Source organism: Streptomyces sp. NBC_00096 (genome assembly GCF_045041305.1).
GTDB lineage: Bacteria > Actinomycetota > Actinomycetes > Streptomycetales > Streptomycetaceae > Streptomyces.
In genome coordinates this window covers 1,295,286-1,313,010 of sequence record NZ_CP108221.1, presented here as the reverse complement: position 1 = coordinate 1,313,010, position 17,725 = coordinate 1,295,286, and the positions used below count along the sequence as shown (strand labels likewise).

The following is a 17,725-nucleotide window of genomic DNA, read 5'->3' as shown; positions in this document are numbered from 1 at the left end:
CTTCCGGCTGTCAGCGGCTCGCTGGTTTCCAGCCTCATTGCTGCTCTGGCTTAACAGGGTCTCAGACCATGGCCCAAGCTACACACGGGCGGTCACCAGTGTGCCCTCTTCAGGGGCAGTCGGCGGGGCGCAGCGGGGCGTATGCGCCGCGTTTGGATGGCATATAGGGGCCGTATTGCCGTGTAGAGGGGTGCGGGTTCGTCAGCCTGATATCGAACGCTTACGATCCTCTGCGTGTCCAAACTGACCGACGTGCCCAAACGGATCCTGATCGGCCGGGCGCTACGCAGCGACCGCCTCGGGGAAACACTCCTTCCCAAGCGGATCGCCCTTCCTGTCTTCGCGTCCGACCCGCTCTCCTCGGTGGCATATGCCCCTGGCGAGGTCCTGCTGGTCCTGTCGATCGCGGGTGTGTCGGCGTACCACTTCAGCCCCTGGATCGCGGTCGCGGTCGTGGTGCTGATGTTCACCGTGGTCGCCTCCTACCGGCAGAACGTCCACGCCTACCCCAGCGGCGGCGGTGACTACGAGGTCGCCAACACCAACCTCGGACCCAAGGCCGGCCTCACCGTCGCGAGCGCCCTGCTCGTCGACTACGTCCTCACGGTCGCCGTGTCCATCGCCTCGGGCGTGGAGAACCTCGGCTCGGCCATCCCCTTCGTCGTGGAGCACAAGGTGCTCTGCGCGGTCGGGACGATCTTGCTGCTCACCCTGCTGAATCTGCGCGGCATGAAGGAATCCGGAAAGCTCTTCGCGATTCCGACCTACATCTTCGTCGCGGGCGTATTCATCATGATCGCTTGGGGCGCCTGGCGCGGGCTCGTCCTCGACGACACCATGAAGGCCCCGACGGCCGATTTCGAGATCAAACCCGAGCACCAGGGCCTCGCCGGTTTCGCGCTGGTCTTCCTGCTGCTGCGCGCCTTCTCCTCCGGCTGCGCCGCCCTGACCGGCGTCGAGGCCATCAGCAACGGCGTACCCGCCTTCCGCAAGCCCAAGAGCAAGAACGCCGCGACCACCCTGGCCCTCATGGGCGGGCTGGCCGTGACCATGTTCTGCGGCATCATCGGCCTGGCCATGGCCACCGACGTCAAGATGGCCGAGAAGCCCGCGCTCGACCTGCTCGACAACGGCGTGGCCGTCGGCGCCGGGTACGTCCAGAACCCGGTGATCTCCCAGGTGGCCGAGGCGGTCTTCGGCAAGGGGTCCTTCCTCTTCGTCCTGCTGGCCGCCGCCACCGCGCTCGTCCTGTTCCTCGCCGCCAACACCGCGTACAACGGCTTCCCGCTGCTCGGCTCGATCCTCGCCCAGGACCGCTACCTGCCGCGCCAGCTGCACACCCGCGGCGACCGGCTCGCCTTCTCCAACGGCATCGTGCTCCTCGCCGGCGCCGCCGCGCTGCTCACCTGGATCTACGGGGCCGACTCGACGAAGCTGATCCAGCTCTACATCGTCGGCGTCTTCGTCTCCTTCACGCTCAGCCAGACCGGCATGGTCCGGCACTGGAACCGCCACCTGAAGTCCGAGACGGACCCCGCAAAGCGCCGCCACATGATCCGCTCCCGCGCGATCAACACCTTCGGCGCCTTCTTCACGGGCCTGGTCCTGGTCGTCGTACTCGCCACCAAGTTCACCCACGGGGCCTGGGTCGCCCTGCTCGGCATGGTGATCTTCTACGGCACGATGACCGCGATCCGTAAGCACTACGACCGGGTCTCCACCGAGATCGCCGCCGCCGAGGAACGCCCCGACGAGTACGTGCGGCCCTCGCGGGTCCACTCCGTCGTCCTGGTCTCCAAGCTCCACAAGCCCACCCTGCGGGCCCTGGCCTACGCCAAGCTCCTGCACTCCAACCGGCTGGAGGCGCTCAGCGTCAACGTGGACGAGGCCGAGACCAAGGCGCTCAAGGAGGAGTGGGAGCGGCGCGGGATCAACGTCCCGCTGAAGATCCTCGACTCGCCGTACCGGGAGATCACCCGCCCGGTGGTCGAGTACGTGAAGGGCCTGCGCAGCGAGAACCCGCGCGACGCCGTCAGCGTGTACATCCCCGAGTACGTCGTCGGGCGCTGGTACGAGCACCTGCTCCACAACCAGAGCGCGCTGCGGCTCAAGGGCCGGCTCCTCTTCACCCCCGGAGTCATGGTCACCTCGGTGCCCTACCAGCTGCAGTCCTCGGAGCTCGCGAAGAAGCGGGCCAAGAAGCGGGCCGAATGGAACGCCCCGGGCGCGGTGCGCCGCGGGCCCGTGGACGCCCCGCGGCCGAAGGACCCGGCGGCCAAGGGCTGACGGCTCAGGGCTGACGGCTCAGGGCTGATGGCGAACGGCCGGACGAGATCCACGTAAACTGGTGGGTCGGTCGTCCGGCCGTTCCTTTTTGATCACTTCCTTGGAGTCTCCCCACCATGACGACCGAGCAGAACGAGAAGCAGTCACTGGTCGGGGAGGAGTACGAGGTCGAGGTCGGTCCCGTCGCGCACGGCGGGCACTGCATCGCCCGGACCGCCGAGGGCCGGGTCCTGTTCGTCCGGCACACCCTGCCCGGCGAGAAGGTCATCGCCCGCGTCACGGAGGGCGACGCCGACTCCCGCTTCCTGCGCGCCGACGCCGTCACCGTCCTGGACCCCTCCAAGGACCGGGCCCCCGCGCCGTGCCCGTACGCCGGCCCCGGCAAGTGCGGCGGCTGCGACTGGCAGCACGCGAAGCCCGGCGCCCAGCGCCGGCTCAAGGGCGAGGTCATCGCCGAGCAACTGCTGCGGCTCGCCGGACTCACCCCGGAGCAGGCCGGCTGGGACGGTACGGTCATGCCCGCCGAGGGCGACAAGGTGCCCGCCGGGCAGGTCCCGCAGTGGCGCACCCGCGTGCAGTTCGCGATCGACGAGGACGGCAACGCGGGGCTGCGCAAGCACCGCTCCCACGACATCGAACTGATCGACCACTGCATGATCGCCGCGCCGGGCGTCAGCGAGCTCGGCATCGAGCAGCAGGACTGGCCCCAGATGGCCACCGTCGAGGCCATCGCCGCCACCGGCTCCGGCGACCGCCAGGTCGTCCTGACCCCCCGCCCGGGCGGCCGTCTCCCCCTGGTCGAGCTGGACAAGCCCGTCTCCGTCCTGCGCGTGGAGGAGAAGGACGGCGGAGTCCACCGGGTCCACGGCCGCCCCTTCGTGCGCGAGCGCGCGGACGGCCGTACGTACCGCGTCGGCATGGGCGGCTTCTGGCAGGTCCACCCCCAGGCCGCGGACACCCTGATCAAGGCCGTCATGCAGGGCCTGATGCCGCGCAAGGGCGAAATGGCCCTCGACCTCTACTGCGGCGTCGGCATCTTCGCGGGCGCCCTCGCCGAACGGCTCGGCGAGACCGGCGCGGTCCTGGGCATCGAGTCCACGAAGCGCGCGGTCGAGGACGCCCGGCACAACCTCACCGACTTCCCCCGCGTCCGCATCGAGCAGGGCAAGGTCGAGCAGATCCTCCCGAAGACCGGCATCACGGAGTGCGACCTGGTCGTCCTCGACCCGCCGCGCGCGGGCGCCGGCAAGCAGACGGTCCGCCAGGTGGCCGGCCTCACCCCCCGCCGCATCGCCTACGTGGCCTGCGACCCGGCAGCCCTCGCCCGCGACCTGGCCTACTTCCAGGAGGCGGGCTACAAGGTCCGCACCCTGCGCGCCTTCGACCTCTTCCCGATGACGCACCACGTGGAGTGCGTGGCGATCCTGGAGCCCATCCGCGAGGACGCCTGACCTGCAGGTTCTCGGTTTTGGTGGTTCGCTTGACCTGTTTCCGGACGGACAACAGGTCGAGCGAATACGGTCGCAGTCGCGGCTGCCACGAGCTGCTTGACCTGCGGCTTTGGGTGACCAGGGCCAGAGGTTCGCCGGTAGCACCACAGGATCACTCGGAATCTTGACGCTCGAATGACGCTCGCTTGTGAATCTCCTGAGGGGTCGTCAGCGAGGAATGGGCGACTTTTGGGCGTGCTGTGTGGCGGTTCGGGAGCGGCCTATGCGGGCGGTCGCGATCGAAGCCGGACCGCCCGGAACGCGGCCCCACGCTTCCTGCGCGAGCTGCAGCAATGCGCACAGCTTCTCGGCTAGGTTCAGCCCGGAGCCGGATACATTCGGCTCTTCATAAGACCGCCAGGCCGACGCGTAGTTGGGCTGGCATCCTTGTGAGGGAGCCCCAGTAAGGCGGGCTGGATCAAGCTAGACGTACCGTGAACCCATGGTGGCGATCCTGCGGTGCACTCCTGATGAAGAGAAGTTCCTTGCCGGCTTCCGGCGGCCGACACAGTTCGAGGCCGGCTGGGAGTCATTAGGGGAACGTGAAGCGTGGAAGAGTAGCCACGTCGTCCTGGTTGTGACCGGACAGGAGAGTCGTAGGCCGCTTGTTGAGTACATCGGGCACGCCAGGAGCGGCCGACGTGCGGGCACATTTGGTAAGACGATCGAGGTGACGCAGCTTCATCGCATCGAACCTCCCGTCCCTATTGAGACGTTGTCCGATCGAGTCCACCTTCGTCACAGATACGCCACTGGTGTGTCGGGAACGCTGTCGAAGCGTGCCGGGGAAGAGCTGCTGGATGCACTCACCACTTGTCGGGCTGATTTGGTCGGTGTCATCGCCCAGTTGCAGGAGCGGACAGGTGGCTTCCGGATTCTCAGCCGGGTGCGGGAGCTCTTTGTCGAGGAACGGGATGCCACAGGGCTGGCGCTTCAGCTGGGCGGATTCGACCGGAGCATCATCGGTGAGGCTCGGTTTCCGGATGAGAACGGGTCCAGAGTCCCGGTTCTAGCCACTCTTCCAGGTCACCCAGCGCACGAGGACCACCTTGTCTTTCACGACGCGCAACGGTTCTCGGACTGGGTCGGTAGCGATGCGGAGCACCTCGCGAAGCGTCTGTTCCAGAAGGGTGATCAGAAGCTCTTCATCGCCAACGTCAACCGTCTGCCGGCTGAGGACACGCTGGGGATCGACCTGATCTACCACCATGTGAACCGGGACAGCTTCATCCTTGTGCAGTACAAGAAGATGCAGCAGGTCGGCGCGGGCCGCAGCGAGTGGGGCTATCGTCCGGATACTGACCTGGACGACCAGCTGGAGCGGATGAGGCAGGTAGAAGAGGCGTGCACGAGGCTCGATCAGGATCCGCTGCTTGACTATCGTCTTGCTCCTCAGCCTTGTTGGATCAAATTCTGTAAGTCCGAGCAGACTGCACCGAGAGGGGACGCTCTGATCGGTGGTATGTACCTCGCTCGCGAGCACGTCGAGTGGCTTCGCCAACGGCCCGACCTCGCCACGGGCCCGAGAGGGGGAGAGCTGTTCGGTTATCACACGGTGCCCCGCTACTTCGACAACACGACCTTCACCCAGCTCGTTCAAGACGGCTGGATCGGCACGCGCGGCAAGGCGAGCGAGATCATCCGGGACCAAATCGAAGCCAGCCTCAACGGCTCGCGTTCCCTTGTCTTCGCCGCCCTCATTGGCGACGACATGACGCAAGCCGAACGCACCAGGGAGCGCAGAGGTGGCTCGGCGGGCTGAACCCGCGGTGATCCCACGATCCGCCGGTACGTACACCGATCAGCATGGCCAGGGGCCAGCGCGGCGGGGCCGGGAGCCGGTGCCTGAGATGCGGCTGCCTGTGCTGCCCGCTCCCGTGCCCTGGGCGCATCGGGCGACCTCAGCAGATCACAGCCAGGATGCGCGCGAGCGGTCGCTCAGGGTGAACCACTACGGTCCTCGGTCGATTCCAGCGCACACAAGAACGATGGGGGAGAATCCGTGTCGGGGTTGCAGGTGAGTTGGTTCCGCCGAGACAAAAATTGTGGTGAGCTTTCACGTGCTACGGCACTGACTAACGGGGCTCAGCCGCGCTTCTTGGCGAGTGGCACGGAAGCGGCCTACGTGCTTATGGGCGCGCTAGGGCGGCCGAAGGCCATTCGCTAAGCTCCAAGTTTCCGCCCGATGTAGGCGATCTCCAACACCCCCTCTTCGGGCAGGAGCCGGAAATGCAGGCGCCCGGGACCCGGGGTGAAGCGGCCGTGCCAGTCGTAGCAGTGATCCTCCCCCTCCTCGTCCGTGAAGTGGCACAGGCGTTTGCGCTGCTCATGCTCCGGCGTGATCTTCGCTCCCTGCCAGGCGGGCGCGGCGGCTTCGGCCGGATCCCACCGCGCGGCTGACTCCTCCAGCCGCGCCAGCAGACCGCGCACCTGCACGAACGCTGGCGGCTGGAGAGCGTCCAGATCCTGCCGGGCCCGGGGAAGGAACCGGAGTGAGGGGAAGAAGTCGCCCCGCTCCTCCCACAACCGCGCCGCCGAGTCGACCGAATCGAGCCCGGTGGACCGCCCCCACTGCTCGTGCGGCTTGAGGTCGACGGGACGTGAGCCGTGACGTACGGACTCGGTTGCCTCCGCCATGACGAGTTCACCGCGGTCGTCCTCGACGAGCGTACGGACGGTGACCTCCAGCCACGGCCGGTGCCAGGCGGTCGACACCGGCAGGCTGACGCAGAGCCCGTCCATGAGATGGGCGGCGCCGACCCCCTCGATGGGTTCACCCGCGTACTCGTACTCGACCTCGCGGGGTGCCATGTTCTGGGGGAGGACCTCGGCGAACGGGGCCCGGTTGCGCAGGGCCTTGATGTACAAGCGTTGGTTGAGATGCCGGTTGTCTGCGGCCCACTGATGGTAGTAGTACCCCCGGGCCAGCTCGGACTGAGCCAGTGGGGTCCGGGTGACGAGGGCGATCTCGCGCCACGACCGGGTCTCCCGCAGGACGCTGATCAGCCCGTCCATCGCCTCGGCCACCTCTGCTGGCGAGGCTTCGGACATGCAGGACCGCTCGTTGAGGAACAGCAGAATTGGCACGCCCGCCCCCAGGTGTGATGATCGTGAACCGTGTCAGTCTGAGTCTCGCGGAGTTCAGTCGAGCAGCTGGTCGAGGGAGTTCTCCCACTCGTCGAAGAACCCTCGCGGCCACTCGGACAACATGCCGTCGTCCCCCATCCGGGGACTGACCGCCTCCCCGCGCTGCCCGCTGCGGCGGAAGAAGTGCACGGCGGTCGCGGACGCCGGGATGCGGTCGTTCTTGACGGAGATCCGCAGGCCGTTGAGGACGTGATCCGAGTGCGTCTCCACGACGAGCTGCGCGCCGGCGGCGACGGCGGCCGTCGCGAGGTAGGCCAGCGAGGTTTGCCCCTGCGGGTGGAGGTGCGCCTCCGGGTTCTCCAGCAGGATGAGCGAGCCCGGCCGGGCGGTGAGGCAGGCAACGACGACGGGCAATGCGTAGGTCAGGCCGAAGCCGACGTTGGTGGGCCGGTACCGGTTCGAGGCGTTCACGCCCGACCCGAAGCCGTAGCTGAGCCGCACGGTGTCCGTGCCGTCGATCCCGATGGCCTGGAGATTGACTCCTGGACAGAGCTGCTGCATCCACGCGTCGGTCTGCGCGAGTAGCGTGCCGGAGGTCGTTGACGGGTGCCGCAACGCGGTCCCTACGGGCTCGTCCTGATGGACGCGCAGGTAGTTGGCCGTGTGCTCGCCCCGGGCACCGAGGAACCCGCGCCGTACGACCGCGTGGTGCGAGCGCGGGTAGCTGATGTCGGGGACGATGCGGTCGGCCTTGAGGTACTGGAAGCCCGGACCGAAGAGCTCAGGCAGTGCCCGGACCAGGTGGGTCCCGGTCGGCGGCGCCGCGACCAGCTTGAGCAGGTCGTCTTCCGGACCGTACGCGGCACGCCAGGTGAGGGGCGCGTCGGGGAGGCCGACTGGGAGGACGGTCAGGCCGATGTCGGGGTCGTCCTTCGGATACGCCTCGTGCCGTACGTCCTGTCCGGTACCCAGCTGGACGAACTCACCGTTGAGCAGCAGCCCCGACTCGCCTCCGTCCTCCAGGACACCCGCCTCGTACGACTGGCGCAGCAGTGCCAGGGCCTGGAGGACCGTGCTCTTGCCGGAGGAGTTCAGGCCGGTGAGCAGGGTGAAGGGCGCAAGTGTGAGGTCCTGGCGGCCGAACGCCTTGAAGTTGGTGATGCCGATGCGCTCAAGCACTCAGGACCTCCCGGAACATCTCGTCGAGCAGACGGAAGCGGAGCTTGACCTTGTTGACGTCGCCGGTGCCCGAGGATACGGCGTTGAAGTAGTCGGGGTACTCCATGAGGCGCAGGAAGCCTTCCTCCACCGCGGTGCGGCGCTCGTCCAACAGCTCGATCTCATGTGGGGCGTATCCGGAGAGGGTGACCGACTGTGCCTCGAAGAGGGCCTTGTTGACCGGTGAGCGGCGGGTGGTGGCGCGGAACTGCTTACGGAAGGCGTGCTCACCGAATACGGCGTGGCTGGCGTCCATCGCCCTGATGAAGCGTGTCCGCATGTCCTGCCGACGACTGGGGTCCAAGTCGTTGATCTCGTGCATACCTTGACGGAGGAAGAGGTCGAAGTCCCCGCTCCCGTACAGGTCGAACGGTGTGAGAGTGAAGGCGAGGTGCCGCAGACACATTTCCCGGTCCGACATCCGCTCGGAGGACACGCTGCCCCCGGTCGCCCGCCGGAACTCGTCGGTTCCGGCCAGATCCTCAAGGAATCCACGTGCCGGGCCGGGGATCAGAGCATGACGCAGCTCCTGCCGTGTGAGCGGACGCCCCCCTGTGTTGATCCGGGCGAAGATGTTGAACTTGACCTTTTCCGGTGTCCCCCGCCGGATGAGGAGGACGACGAGTTCGGTCTCCTCTATCCGGGTCTGGAGGCGGCCGGGCAGGTCGGCGAACTCACAGCCCTCGAACTCGGTGAGGTACTCCAGCCCCGTCAGGCGCAGTGGCGCGGCGCCGATGGACTCGGGCGCGACGAACCTCGCGATCGTGGAGAGGCGCTGGACACCGTCCACGATGGCCCAGGTGTCGTCCTCGCCCTCGGCGGCGTAGAGGGTCGGCAGCGTGATGCGCAGGAGCAGCGACTCGATCAGTCGGCTCTGTGCCTTCAGGGTCCAGATGCCGGCCCGGCGCTGAAAGTCGGGGGCGAGGTCGATCGTGCCCCGTCTGATGCGGTTGAGAAGGAGACCGACGGTGGGATTGCGGGTCTGGACCTCGATCAGATCGGGATCGAAGGGACTGTCGATCCGCTCGCCGATGTCCTCCCGCTCCACGTCCGTGCTGAAGCCCGTCTCGTCCAGCTCGACGGGAATCATGTCCTGGACGAGGCGGGCCTCGGGTGCGGTCGTGCTGTCACTCATGGGTTCTCCGAACCGCCTCTCCGCTGTTGGGCTCCGTCGTCCACGGAGGCATCGTATGCGGGGCGGGCCGGTGGGCGGGGCTGGTGGTGGCGTATCAGAGGCGGAAGTCTCCGGCGTGGAAGGCGAAGGCCGCCCAGGCGCCGGGGGACACGTGCAGCGGGGCGAGCCCCGTGTCCTTGGAGTCCCGGACGAGGACGGCCTCGGGGCGGAGGGCCACCTCGACGCAGTTGTCGCCTGAACTGCCGCTGTAGCTGCTCTTGAATCAAGCCAGTTCGGTGGTGCTCATAGCGCTCCTCGCATCTGCTCAAGCAGGCGTACTGTGGCTTCGCGGCCGAGGGCATGCGAGCGCAGCTTGCCATAGCGCTGGAGCATCGCGCTCACGTCTTTCGAGTCGGTGATGAGAATGCTCGACTGCTGGCCTTCCGAGTAGCCCAACCAATCGTGATGGGGCGTCTCCGCCAGGTACATGAGGCCATCAATACCCGCGTGATCTTCCTGGCGGAGAGGCATTACCTGAATCTCGACGTTGCGGCGCTGTCCCTGGTCCAGCAAGTGGTCAAGGAGGCTGCGAGTGACCTCCGTGCCGCCCATACGCCGTTCGAGGAGTGCCTGCTCGATGACGAAGCTGAAGGCAGTGTTCGGACGGTTGGACAGCAGCTGCTGGCGCTCCAGCCGGGCGGCCACCTGCTGCTCGATCTGGCCTTCGGACAGTGGCGGCAATCGGCGATCGAAGATGGCTCGGATGTACGGCTCGGGTTGCAGCAGCCCGGGAATGGCCCGGCACTCGTACGTGTAGAGAGAGACTGCGTCCTCCTCGATACCGGCCCACGGCCGGAACCATGAGGCCAGCCCCGCCTTACGCGTCAGAGTTCGTGTCGCCGCCCCAAGTACCCGCCCGGCGATCGGATCGAGGACCGTCTCCGCCCGCCCGACGAGGTCCTTCGGCGGGAAACGCTTGCCTTGCTCGATCTTGGCGTTGTAGTGCGCCGAGTACCGGACCTGGGGACCGAACTCCTCCTGAGTCAGCCCGGCCTCGTCCCGCAGGGCCTTGAGCACCGCGCCGAAAGTCCTGAGACTGTCCGACAGCTCTGGTTCGTGGTTGGCCCCGCCGTTGTGGTCCACGCTCATCGCAGTCCGCCCCTTCGCGCCCGTACGCTCCCGCCCGACTTCACAGAGTTACGTAAGGTCACCCACCCAGTCCAGAGCGTGAGCCAGTGCAGCGGGATCTGTACCAGTGGCGGACCTGCCGACCAGGTGTGACGGCCCGGAAGCCTGGGCTCCATGACGTCACCCCACAACTCGACCACTGTCACCGTACGTACGTTCACCCAGCGGTTCTCGTCCACCCGGCGAGGCGCGCGGCTCGCCCGCCTCCTGGCCGCTCAGCAGCTCGCCGACTGGGGCGTTCCGTACGGCTCCGGGACGCATGACGCTGTCACGCTCGTCGTCGCAGAACTCGCCGCCAACGCCGTGATCCACGGCCGGATTCCGGGCCGCGACTTCGAACTGCGCCTCGCGCACCACGGCGGCCTCGTCAGGGTCGAGGTCTCCGAACACATCCGGAGCTGCCCGAGCGGGCCGCTCTCGGACCCGAGGGCGACGGCGGACGTGGCTTAAACCTGGTCGCCAGGCTTGCCGAGCGGTGGGGGGTGCGGGGCAGGGTGGGGCCGGGGAAGACCGTGTGGGCGGAGTGTGCCCTGTCGCCCCAAGCTCGTGAGGGCGAAATCGCGACAACGTGATCAGTTCTCTGGTCGGCGCCGTACGGCCTCTCCGGATTCCGTAGGCTTGACCAGCCCGTCCCCGGCATACCGCGGGCGCGGCGCGGCGACCGCGCAGGACACGGAACCACGAAAAGGTAGCGAGTGAGCGACAAGAACCAGGAGCTGGCCGACTTCATTTGGTCGGTGGCGGACCTGCTCCGAGGCGACTACAAGCGCTCCGAGTACGGCAAGGTCATCCTGCCCATGACCGTGCTGCGCCGGATGGACTGTGTGATGTCCGACACGCGCGAGGACGTGTGGGCGCGGGAAGCGTCCTACGCGGGAGTCAACAAGGAAGCCGTACTGCGGGTCGCCGCCAGCCGGAACTTCTACAACACCTCGAAGCAGACGTTCGCCACCATCGGCGCGGACCCGGACACCCAGAAGGTGGAGAAGAACCTCAAGGACTACATCGACGGCTTCTCCGCCGAGGCCACCGAGATCCTCGACAGCTACGCCTTCCATCTCCAGATCGAGCGACTGGCCAAGGCCGACCTCCTCTATCTCGTGGTGCAGAAGTTCCGCGACATCGACCTCAGCCTGAAGGCTGTGGACAACCACAACATGGGCTTCATCTTCGAGGAACTGATCCGCAAGTTCGCGGACGCCTCGAACGAGACCGCGGGTGAGCATTTCACCCCGCGCGAGGTCATCGAGCTGATGGTGGAGCTGCTGCTCGGACCCGACGACGGTCGCCTCAACGAGGCCCCTGTGATCGATATCCTCGACCCCGCCTGCGGTACCGGCGGCATGCTGTCGGCGGCCGAGCATCACATCAAGGAACTCCACCCCGGGGCCCGGGTCAACCTGTACGGACAGGAACTCAACGCCGAGTCGTACGCGATCTGCCGCTCCGACATGCTCCTCAAGGGTCAGGATGCCTCCCTCATCCACTTCGGCAACTCCTTCACCCAGGACGGACATGAGGGGGAGGAGTTCAGCTACATGCTGGCCAACCCGCCCTTCGGCGTCGAGTGGAAGAAGGTCGAGAAGCAGGTCAAGGACGAGTACGAGGAGCAGGGCCACGGCGGACGTTTCGGCGCCGGCCTGCCCCGGATCAACGACGGCTCATTCCTCTTTCTCCAGCACATGATCGCCAAGATGAAGCAGCCGAAGACCGGCGAGAACGGGGAGGAGACCGGCGGCAGCCGGCTCGCCATTGTCTTCAACGGCTCTCCGCTCTTCACAGGCGGCGCGGGGTCGGGCGAGTCCGAGATCCGCCGTTGGATCATCGAGAACGACTACCTGGAGGCGATCGTCGGCCTCCCGGACCAGCTGTTCTACAACACCGGCATCTCCACGTACTTCTGGATCGTCACCAACCGCAAGCCGAAGAACCTCAAGAACCGGATCATCCTGATCGACGCGCGGGACCAGTGGTCCAAGATGCGAAAGTCGCTGAGCAACAAGCGCAAGGAGATCGTCGAGGATCAGCGGAAGGAGATCTGCCGCTGGTACGAGGAGGCGCGGCGGCTGACCCGGTCGGGGGACGGTTCGGAGCACTCCGTGCCCGACAAGGTCAAGATCATGGACGCGGACGACTTCGGCTACAAGCGGATCACCATTGACCGCCCGCTGAAGCTGCGCTTCGAGGTCACCGAGGACACCCTGGACGCGCTGCGGGTGGCGAAGGTTGTTGAGAAGGAGCTGGGCGCCGGGGGCGTGGAGAAGCTGACGGGCGTGCTGAAGCCGCTGATCGGGTCGCGGTGGGGCACGAAGGCGGAGGCGTGGGATGCCCTGCGCACGACTCTGGCCGAGGGCGGAATCCCGTGGCCGAGCGGCAAGCCCTTCGACAAGGCGATGCGCGACGCGGTCGGGGTCCCGGACCCCGAGGGCGAGGTCCAGTACGTGAAGAAGGGGCAGCCGGAGCACGATCCGGATCTGCGCGACTTTGAGAACGTGCCTAGGCGCGGGGACATCGACGCGTACTTCATGCGCGAGGTGAAGCCGTACGTGGACGACGCGTGGATCACGGAGTTCAAGGACCCGAGGACCAAGGAGATGGTGCGCTACCGGGTTGGGTACGAGATCCCGTTCACACGGCACTTCTACGTGTACCAGCCGCCCCGGCCGCTCGCCGAGATCGACGCGGAACTGAAGACTCTTGAGACGGAGATCCAGAAGCTGCTGGGCGAGGTGGCGGGATGAGCCGGACGGTTACTGTCCGTGCTGTCGCGGAGGTGTCCCTAGGTCGACAGCGTTCGCCGCAACACGACTCGGGACCGCACATGGTTCCCTACCTACGGGCAGCCAATGTCAAGGACGGCTTCCTGGACCTCAGCGACGTAAAGCAGATGAATTTCGCCCCGGCTGAACGGCGGGTCTTCTCGCTGCGCCCTGGCGACGTGCTCGTCACGGAGGGCAGTGGGAGCCTGGGTTCCGTCGGGGCCTCAGCTGTCTGGCGCGGTGAGATCGAGGGCCCGGTCTGCTTCCAGAACACGCTGCTCCGGATGCGGCCTCGCGAGGGTGTGACCGACGGACGCTTTCTGGAGTGGTGGGCCCGCTCGGCATTCGGGAGCGGGGTGTTCGCGTCGGTAGCCACAGGCGCGAACATTTACCACATCAGCGCGGAGCGGGTACGGGCACTGCCGATCGAGGTGCCGTCGATGGAGGAACAGCGCCGCATCGCGGACTTCCTCGACACACAGACGGCCCGCATTGATCGCATGACGGATCTTCAGCGGGCCGCACTGGATCGAGTGGCGGAACGCGATGTAGCCGCCCTCGACCTGGGGATTGACGCTCTCTATGAGCAGGTTGGGTTCCTGCCGTTGCGTCGATTCGTGGTCGGCGTTGACCAGGGGGCGAGCCCTCAATGTGACGCCGTACCGGCAGACAAAGACGAGTGGGGCGTGCTCAAGGTCAGTGCACTTCGGCCAGGGCATTTCGAGTCAAGTGCCAACAAGCGCCTGCCCGATGACATGGTTCCGGACCGACGGAGCGAAGTTCGGGAGGGTGACCTGCTGATTACGCGGGCGAACACCCCTCAGCTCGTGGGTTCCACTGCGGTCGTGCCTCGCGTTCGGGGCAAACTCCTACTCTCGGACAAGATCTTCCGCGTACGTCTAGCCCCGGACATGGATGCGCACTATGTGGCAGCCGTGGCGCGGGGAAGCCGGGTACGGGCCGCCTGCGCCGCCGCGTCGAACGGTGCTTCGCAATCCATGGCGAATCTTCGCTTCGAAGAGATCAAAGACTGGCCCATCCCACGAGCGAGTCCGGCCCAGCAGCGTGCGTTCGTGCAGCAGATGGAGCGTAGTCGGGAGGCTGTCGGCCAGATTCGCACGAAGATCGACCGTCAGCTGGCCCTGCTCTCCGAGCGGCGCCAGAGCCTCATCACCGCCGCCGTCACCGGACAGCTTGACGTAACCACCGCCGGTCGAGCCGCAGCCGCATGACCCCCGCAGTCCCCGCCCACCACCCCATGCCCGCCCGCCCCGAGGAGCCCCGATGACCGACGCCCCCGCGCGAGCGCACGCGCACCAGGCCCACACCGAGGGGGCCTTCGAGGATGCCGTCGAGGCCGGGCTGCTGCGGGGCGGGTGGGAGCGGGGGCTGGCTAACACCTACAGCCACGCGCTCGGGATCGACACCTCGGAACTCAGTACCTTCCTCGGCGCCTCCCAACCCGACCAGTGGCAGCGGCTCCAGGACGCCTACGGCGAAGAGGAGGAGCAGGCCATCCAGCGGTTCGGCGCGCTCGTCGCCAAGCAGATTGACGGGCGCGGGCTGCTCGACGTACTGCGGCACGGCGTCGTCGACCGGAACGTCAAGCTCCGCCTTGCCTTCTTCAAGCCCGCCCATACCCTCGCCGCCGGGGCGCTGGACGAGTACGACGCCAACCGGCTCACCGTCGTACGGCAGTTCCACTTCTCGGCCGTCGACCCTGGCAAGTCCCTGGACCTGGCGCTCTTCCTCAACGGGTTGCCCGTCGCCTCCGTCGAGTTGAAGAACCCACTCACCGGGCAGTCGGCCGAGGACGCCATGCGCCAGTACCGGCGCCGCGACCCGGGCGAGCTGTACTTCGCGCGCCGCAGCCTCGTCCACTTCGCCGTCGATCCTGACCTCGTGTTCTTGACCACCCGCCTGGCCGGCCCGAAGACCCGGTTTCTGCCGTTCAACAGGGGTACCGGCGGCCCCGGCGCCATCGGAGGCGCGGGCAACCCGCCGCTGTCGGCCGACGTCGACTACGCCACCTCCTACCTGTGGGAGCAGGTCTGGCAGCGGGACGCCTGGCTCGACCTCCTGCACCGCTACCTGCACGTCGAGGACCCCGCAGCCAAGGCCGGCAAAGCCCCCCGCTACCGGCCGGGGGCCGCCCACTCCCACCCGCTGATCTTTCCGCGCTTCCACCAGTGGGACGCCGTCCGGAGGATGACCGCGCACGCGGCCCGGCACGGGGCTGGGGAGAACTACCTGGTCCAGCACTCCGCCGGCTCGGGCAAGTCCAACACCATCGCCTGGCTCGCGCACCGGCTGGGTTCGCTGCACACGCCCGAAGACCCGGCTCTCATCGATCCGGGCGCGGCAGCTGCCAAGGGGCTCGGCGCCAACAAGCCCGTCTTCGACAAGGTCGTCGTCATCACCGACCGGCGGGTACTGGACAAGCAGCTCCAGGACACGATCTACCAGTTCGACCACACGCCCGGTGTGGTCCTGCGGGTCGACAACGACTCCCAGCAGCTCGCGGAGGCCCTTACCGGCTCCACCGCCCGAATCGTCATCACCACGCTCCAGAAGTTTCCGTTCATCCTGGACAAGGCCGCCGGCCTCGGACGCAGCCGCCGCTACGCCGTCGTCATCGACGAGGCGCACTCCTCCCAGGGCGGCAAGGGCGCCGACGCGCTCAAGAAGGCGCTGGGCAAGCTCGGTTCGGACGCAGTGGACGAGGACGGTGATCCGCTGACCGCCGCCGCGCTGGCCCGCGGCAAGCAGCCGAACCTGTCCTTCTTCGCGTTCACCGCGACGCCCAAGGAGAAGACCCTCAACCTCTTCGGCACCCGGTCGCCCGAGAGCGGCCAGATGGAGCCCTTCCACATCTACTCGATGCGGCAGGCCATCGAAGAGGAATTCATCCTCGACGTGCTCGGCACCTACATCACCTACGGAACCTACTTCAAGCTCCAGAAGGCCGCCGCCGACGAGGCGGAGCGGCAGGTGGACCCACGCAAAGCCCGCTCCCGGATGGTGCGGGCCGCCCTGATGTCCGAGGCCTCCCTCACGTCACGGGCCAGGATCATGGTCGACCACTTCCGGTCCCACTCCGCCGGCCGGCTGGGCGGCCGGGCCAGGGCCATGGTTGTCACCCCCGGCCGGGAACACGCAGTCCGGCTCTACCAGGCGATCCGGTCCTACGTCGAGCAGAGCGGATTCCAAGATTGCGCCGCCCTCGTCGCCTTCTCAGGAACCCTCACCCTCGACGAGGGAATCGAGTACACGGAGGCGAAGCTCAACGGCTTCACCGAGAGTGAGCTGCCCGACAAGTTCGGGTACACCCGGCTCGACGATCCCAGGCCGCCGACCGTCCCCCGCCCCGAGTACCGCATCCTGGTCGTCGCGGACAAGTACCAGACAGGGTTTGACCAGCCGTTCCTCACCACGATGTACGTGGACAAGCCCCTGGCGGGCCTGGCGGCGGTGCAGACCCTCTCCCGCCTCAACCGCACCCACCGGCTGAAGTCCGCCGAGGACCTGTTCGTGCTGGACTTCGCGAACAAGCCGGAGGTGATCGAGGAGGCGTTCCAGGCGTACTACGAGGCGTCCGTCGCCGAGCCGCCGGAGCCCAATCTGCTCTTCGAGCGGCACGACGAGGTGATGGCGTACCGGCTGCTGATCGTGGCGGAGATGGACGCGTTCGTCATCGCCTACTTCGCGGCCTTCAAGGAAGGCACCGCCGCCGACACGGCCGTGGAGAAGGCCCACTCCAAGCTTCATCGCTACACGACTGCGGGCGTGGACCGCTTCACGGCGCTGGCCGCGGACGAGCCGGACGCCGCCCAGGAGTTCCGGCGCGCCCTGGAGTCGTATGTCAAGGCGTACGGCTGGCTCTCGCACGTCATCGGCTTCGAGAGCGAGGAGCTGGAACGGCTCTACCAGTACGGACGCTTCCTGCTGCGCCGACTGCCACGCCCGGAGGGCACCGCGAGCGCCGACATAGGCGAGGTCACGCCCAGCCACATGCGTGTGCGCAAGACCGGCACGCCGGAACTTGAGCTGAGGGCCGAGGGCGCCCAGGTGCTGGCCGGCCTGGTGCCGCAGGCAGCCGGCACGCCCACCGAGGTGCCGGAGCAGTCTCTGGCCGAGGTCATCGAGTCGGTCAACGACGAGTACGGCATCGGACTGTCCACCACGGACCAGATCCTGCTCGGCCAGCTGGTGGTGGCCGTGGCGGAGGACCCGGAACTCAAGGCGATCGGGATGCACAACGACGAGGAGACCTTCCGGCGGGAAGTGGAACGCGATATGGACCGGGTCGTCATCGAGCAGGCCCAGTCCAACGACGCCCTGCTGGTGCGGTACTACGACGATCCGCTGGTCAACAAGCTGTTCAAGCAGGTCGCCACCCAGCAGGCATACGGCCTCATCCGGCGGCCGGTGCGCCGGGAGGCCGAGAGGCGGGCCACAGCGGAGCGAGCCGCTGCGATCAAATCCGGCCAATCCGGGAACACTCCGCCCGCAGCCTCGTAACCTGGTCACACCAAGAACGATCACGTGACGCACGGCGTGTGCCCGGCACTCCGCGCAGGAGG

General features: G+C 67.1%; 10 protein-coding genes and 2 pseudogenes. 7 read left to right on the top strand and 5 right to left on the bottom strand.

All coding sequences use genetic code 11. The features are described 5' to 3' along the window. The first annotated feature begins 234 nt into the window (after nucleotides 1–234). From OG904_RS05515 to OG904_RS05505, 3 genes are all read left to right on the top strand, one after another. A complete protein-coding gene (locus OG904_RS05515) occupies nucleotides 235–2,286 on the top strand; it encodes an APC family permease (RefSeq protein ID WP_405487956.1) in 2,052 nt (683 codons plus the stop codon). 116 nt (nucleotides 2,287–2,402) lie between these two features. Continuing rightward, nucleotides 2,403–3,737, top strand: coding sequence for a class I SAM-dependent RNA methyltransferase (locus tag OG904_RS05510; RefSeq protein WP_405487954.1), 1,335 nt, complete (start codon nucleotides 2,403–2,405; stop codon nucleotides 3,735–3,737). Between the two features lie 481 nt (nucleotides 3,738–4,218). After that, the gene (locus tag OG904_RS05505) at nucleotides 4,219–5,538 is read left to right on the top strand and encodes a hypothetical protein (RefSeq protein ID WP_405487952.1); all 1,320 of its coding nucleotides are present in this window, start codon (nucleotides 4,219–4,221) and stop codon (nucleotides 5,536–5,538) included. A gap of 401 nt (nucleotides 5,539–5,939) precedes the next feature. Here OG904_RS05505 and OG904_RS05500 read toward each other — a convergent pair whose 3' ends face one another. From OG904_RS05500 to OG904_RS05480, 5 genes and pseudogenes are all read right to left on the bottom strand, one after another. Next, complete coding sequence (locus OG904_RS05500; RefSeq protein WP_405487950.1) at nucleotides 5,940–6,863, bottom strand: hypothetical protein; 924 nt, start codon at nucleotides 6,861–6,863, stop codon at nucleotides 5,940–5,942. 54 nt (nucleotides 6,864–6,917) lie between these two features. Beyond that, a complete protein-coding gene (locus OG904_RS05495) occupies nucleotides 6,918–8,042 on the bottom strand; it encodes a DUF3696 domain-containing protein (RefSeq protein ID WP_405487948.1) in 1,125 nt (374 codons plus the stop codon). After that, complete coding sequence (locus OG904_RS05490) at nucleotides 8,035–9,216, bottom strand: DUF262 domain-containing protein (protein ID WP_405487946.1); 1,182 nt, start codon at nucleotides 9,214–9,216, stop codon at nucleotides 8,035–8,037. Before OG904_RS05490 ends, OG904_RS05495 begins: the two co-directional genes overlap by 8 nt. A gap of 94 nt (nucleotides 9,217–9,310) precedes the next feature. Further along, nucleotides 9,311–9,502: pseudogene (locus OG904_RS05485) on the bottom strand (DUF397 domain-containing protein). Then, nucleotides 9,499–10,344: a Scr1 family TA system antitoxin-like transcriptional regulator gene (locus tag OG904_RS05480; RefSeq protein ID WP_405487944.1), complete on the bottom strand. Its 846-nt coding sequence runs from the start codon at nucleotides 10,342–10,344 to the stop codon at nucleotides 9,499–9,501. The pseudogene OG904_RS05485 and the gene OG904_RS05480 overlap by 4 nt, the downstream one beginning before the upstream one ends. A 153-nt stretch (nucleotides 10,345–10,497) precedes the next feature. Between OG904_RS05480 and OG904_RS05475 the strand changes: the two are divergent. The 4 genes and pseudogenes from OG904_RS05475 to OG904_RS05460 all read left to right on the top strand — a co-directional run bounded on the left by OG904_RS05475 (nucleotide 10,498) and on the right by OG904_RS05460 (nucleotide 17,663). Beyond that, a pseudogene (locus tag OG904_RS05475) lies at nucleotides 10,498–10,955 on the top strand (ATP-binding protein). Nucleotides 10,956–11,078: 123 nt separating this feature from the next. After that, the gene (locus OG904_RS05470; RefSeq protein WP_405487942.1) at nucleotides 11,079–13,124 is read left to right on the top strand and encodes an N-6 DNA methylase; all 2,046 of its coding nucleotides are present in this window, start codon (nucleotides 11,079–11,081) and stop codon (nucleotides 13,122–13,124) included. An 80-nt stretch (nucleotides 13,125–13,204) separates the two neighbouring features. Continuing rightward, nucleotides 13,205–14,374 carry a restriction endonuclease subunit S gene (locus tag OG904_RS05465; RefSeq protein WP_405487940.1) on the top strand — a complete coding sequence of 390 codons (1,170 nt, stop codon included), beginning with the start codon at nucleotides 13,205–13,207 and terminating at the stop codon, nucleotides 14,372–14,374. 52 nt (nucleotides 14,375–14,426) lie between these two features. Continuing rightward, nucleotides 14,427–17,663 (top strand): type I restriction endonuclease subunit R, encoded by a 3,237-nt coding sequence (locus OG904_RS05460; protein ID WP_405487938.1) that lies wholly within the window; start codon nucleotides 14,427–14,429, stop codon nucleotides 17,661–17,663. Nucleotides 17,664–17,725 lie beyond the last annotated feature (62 nt).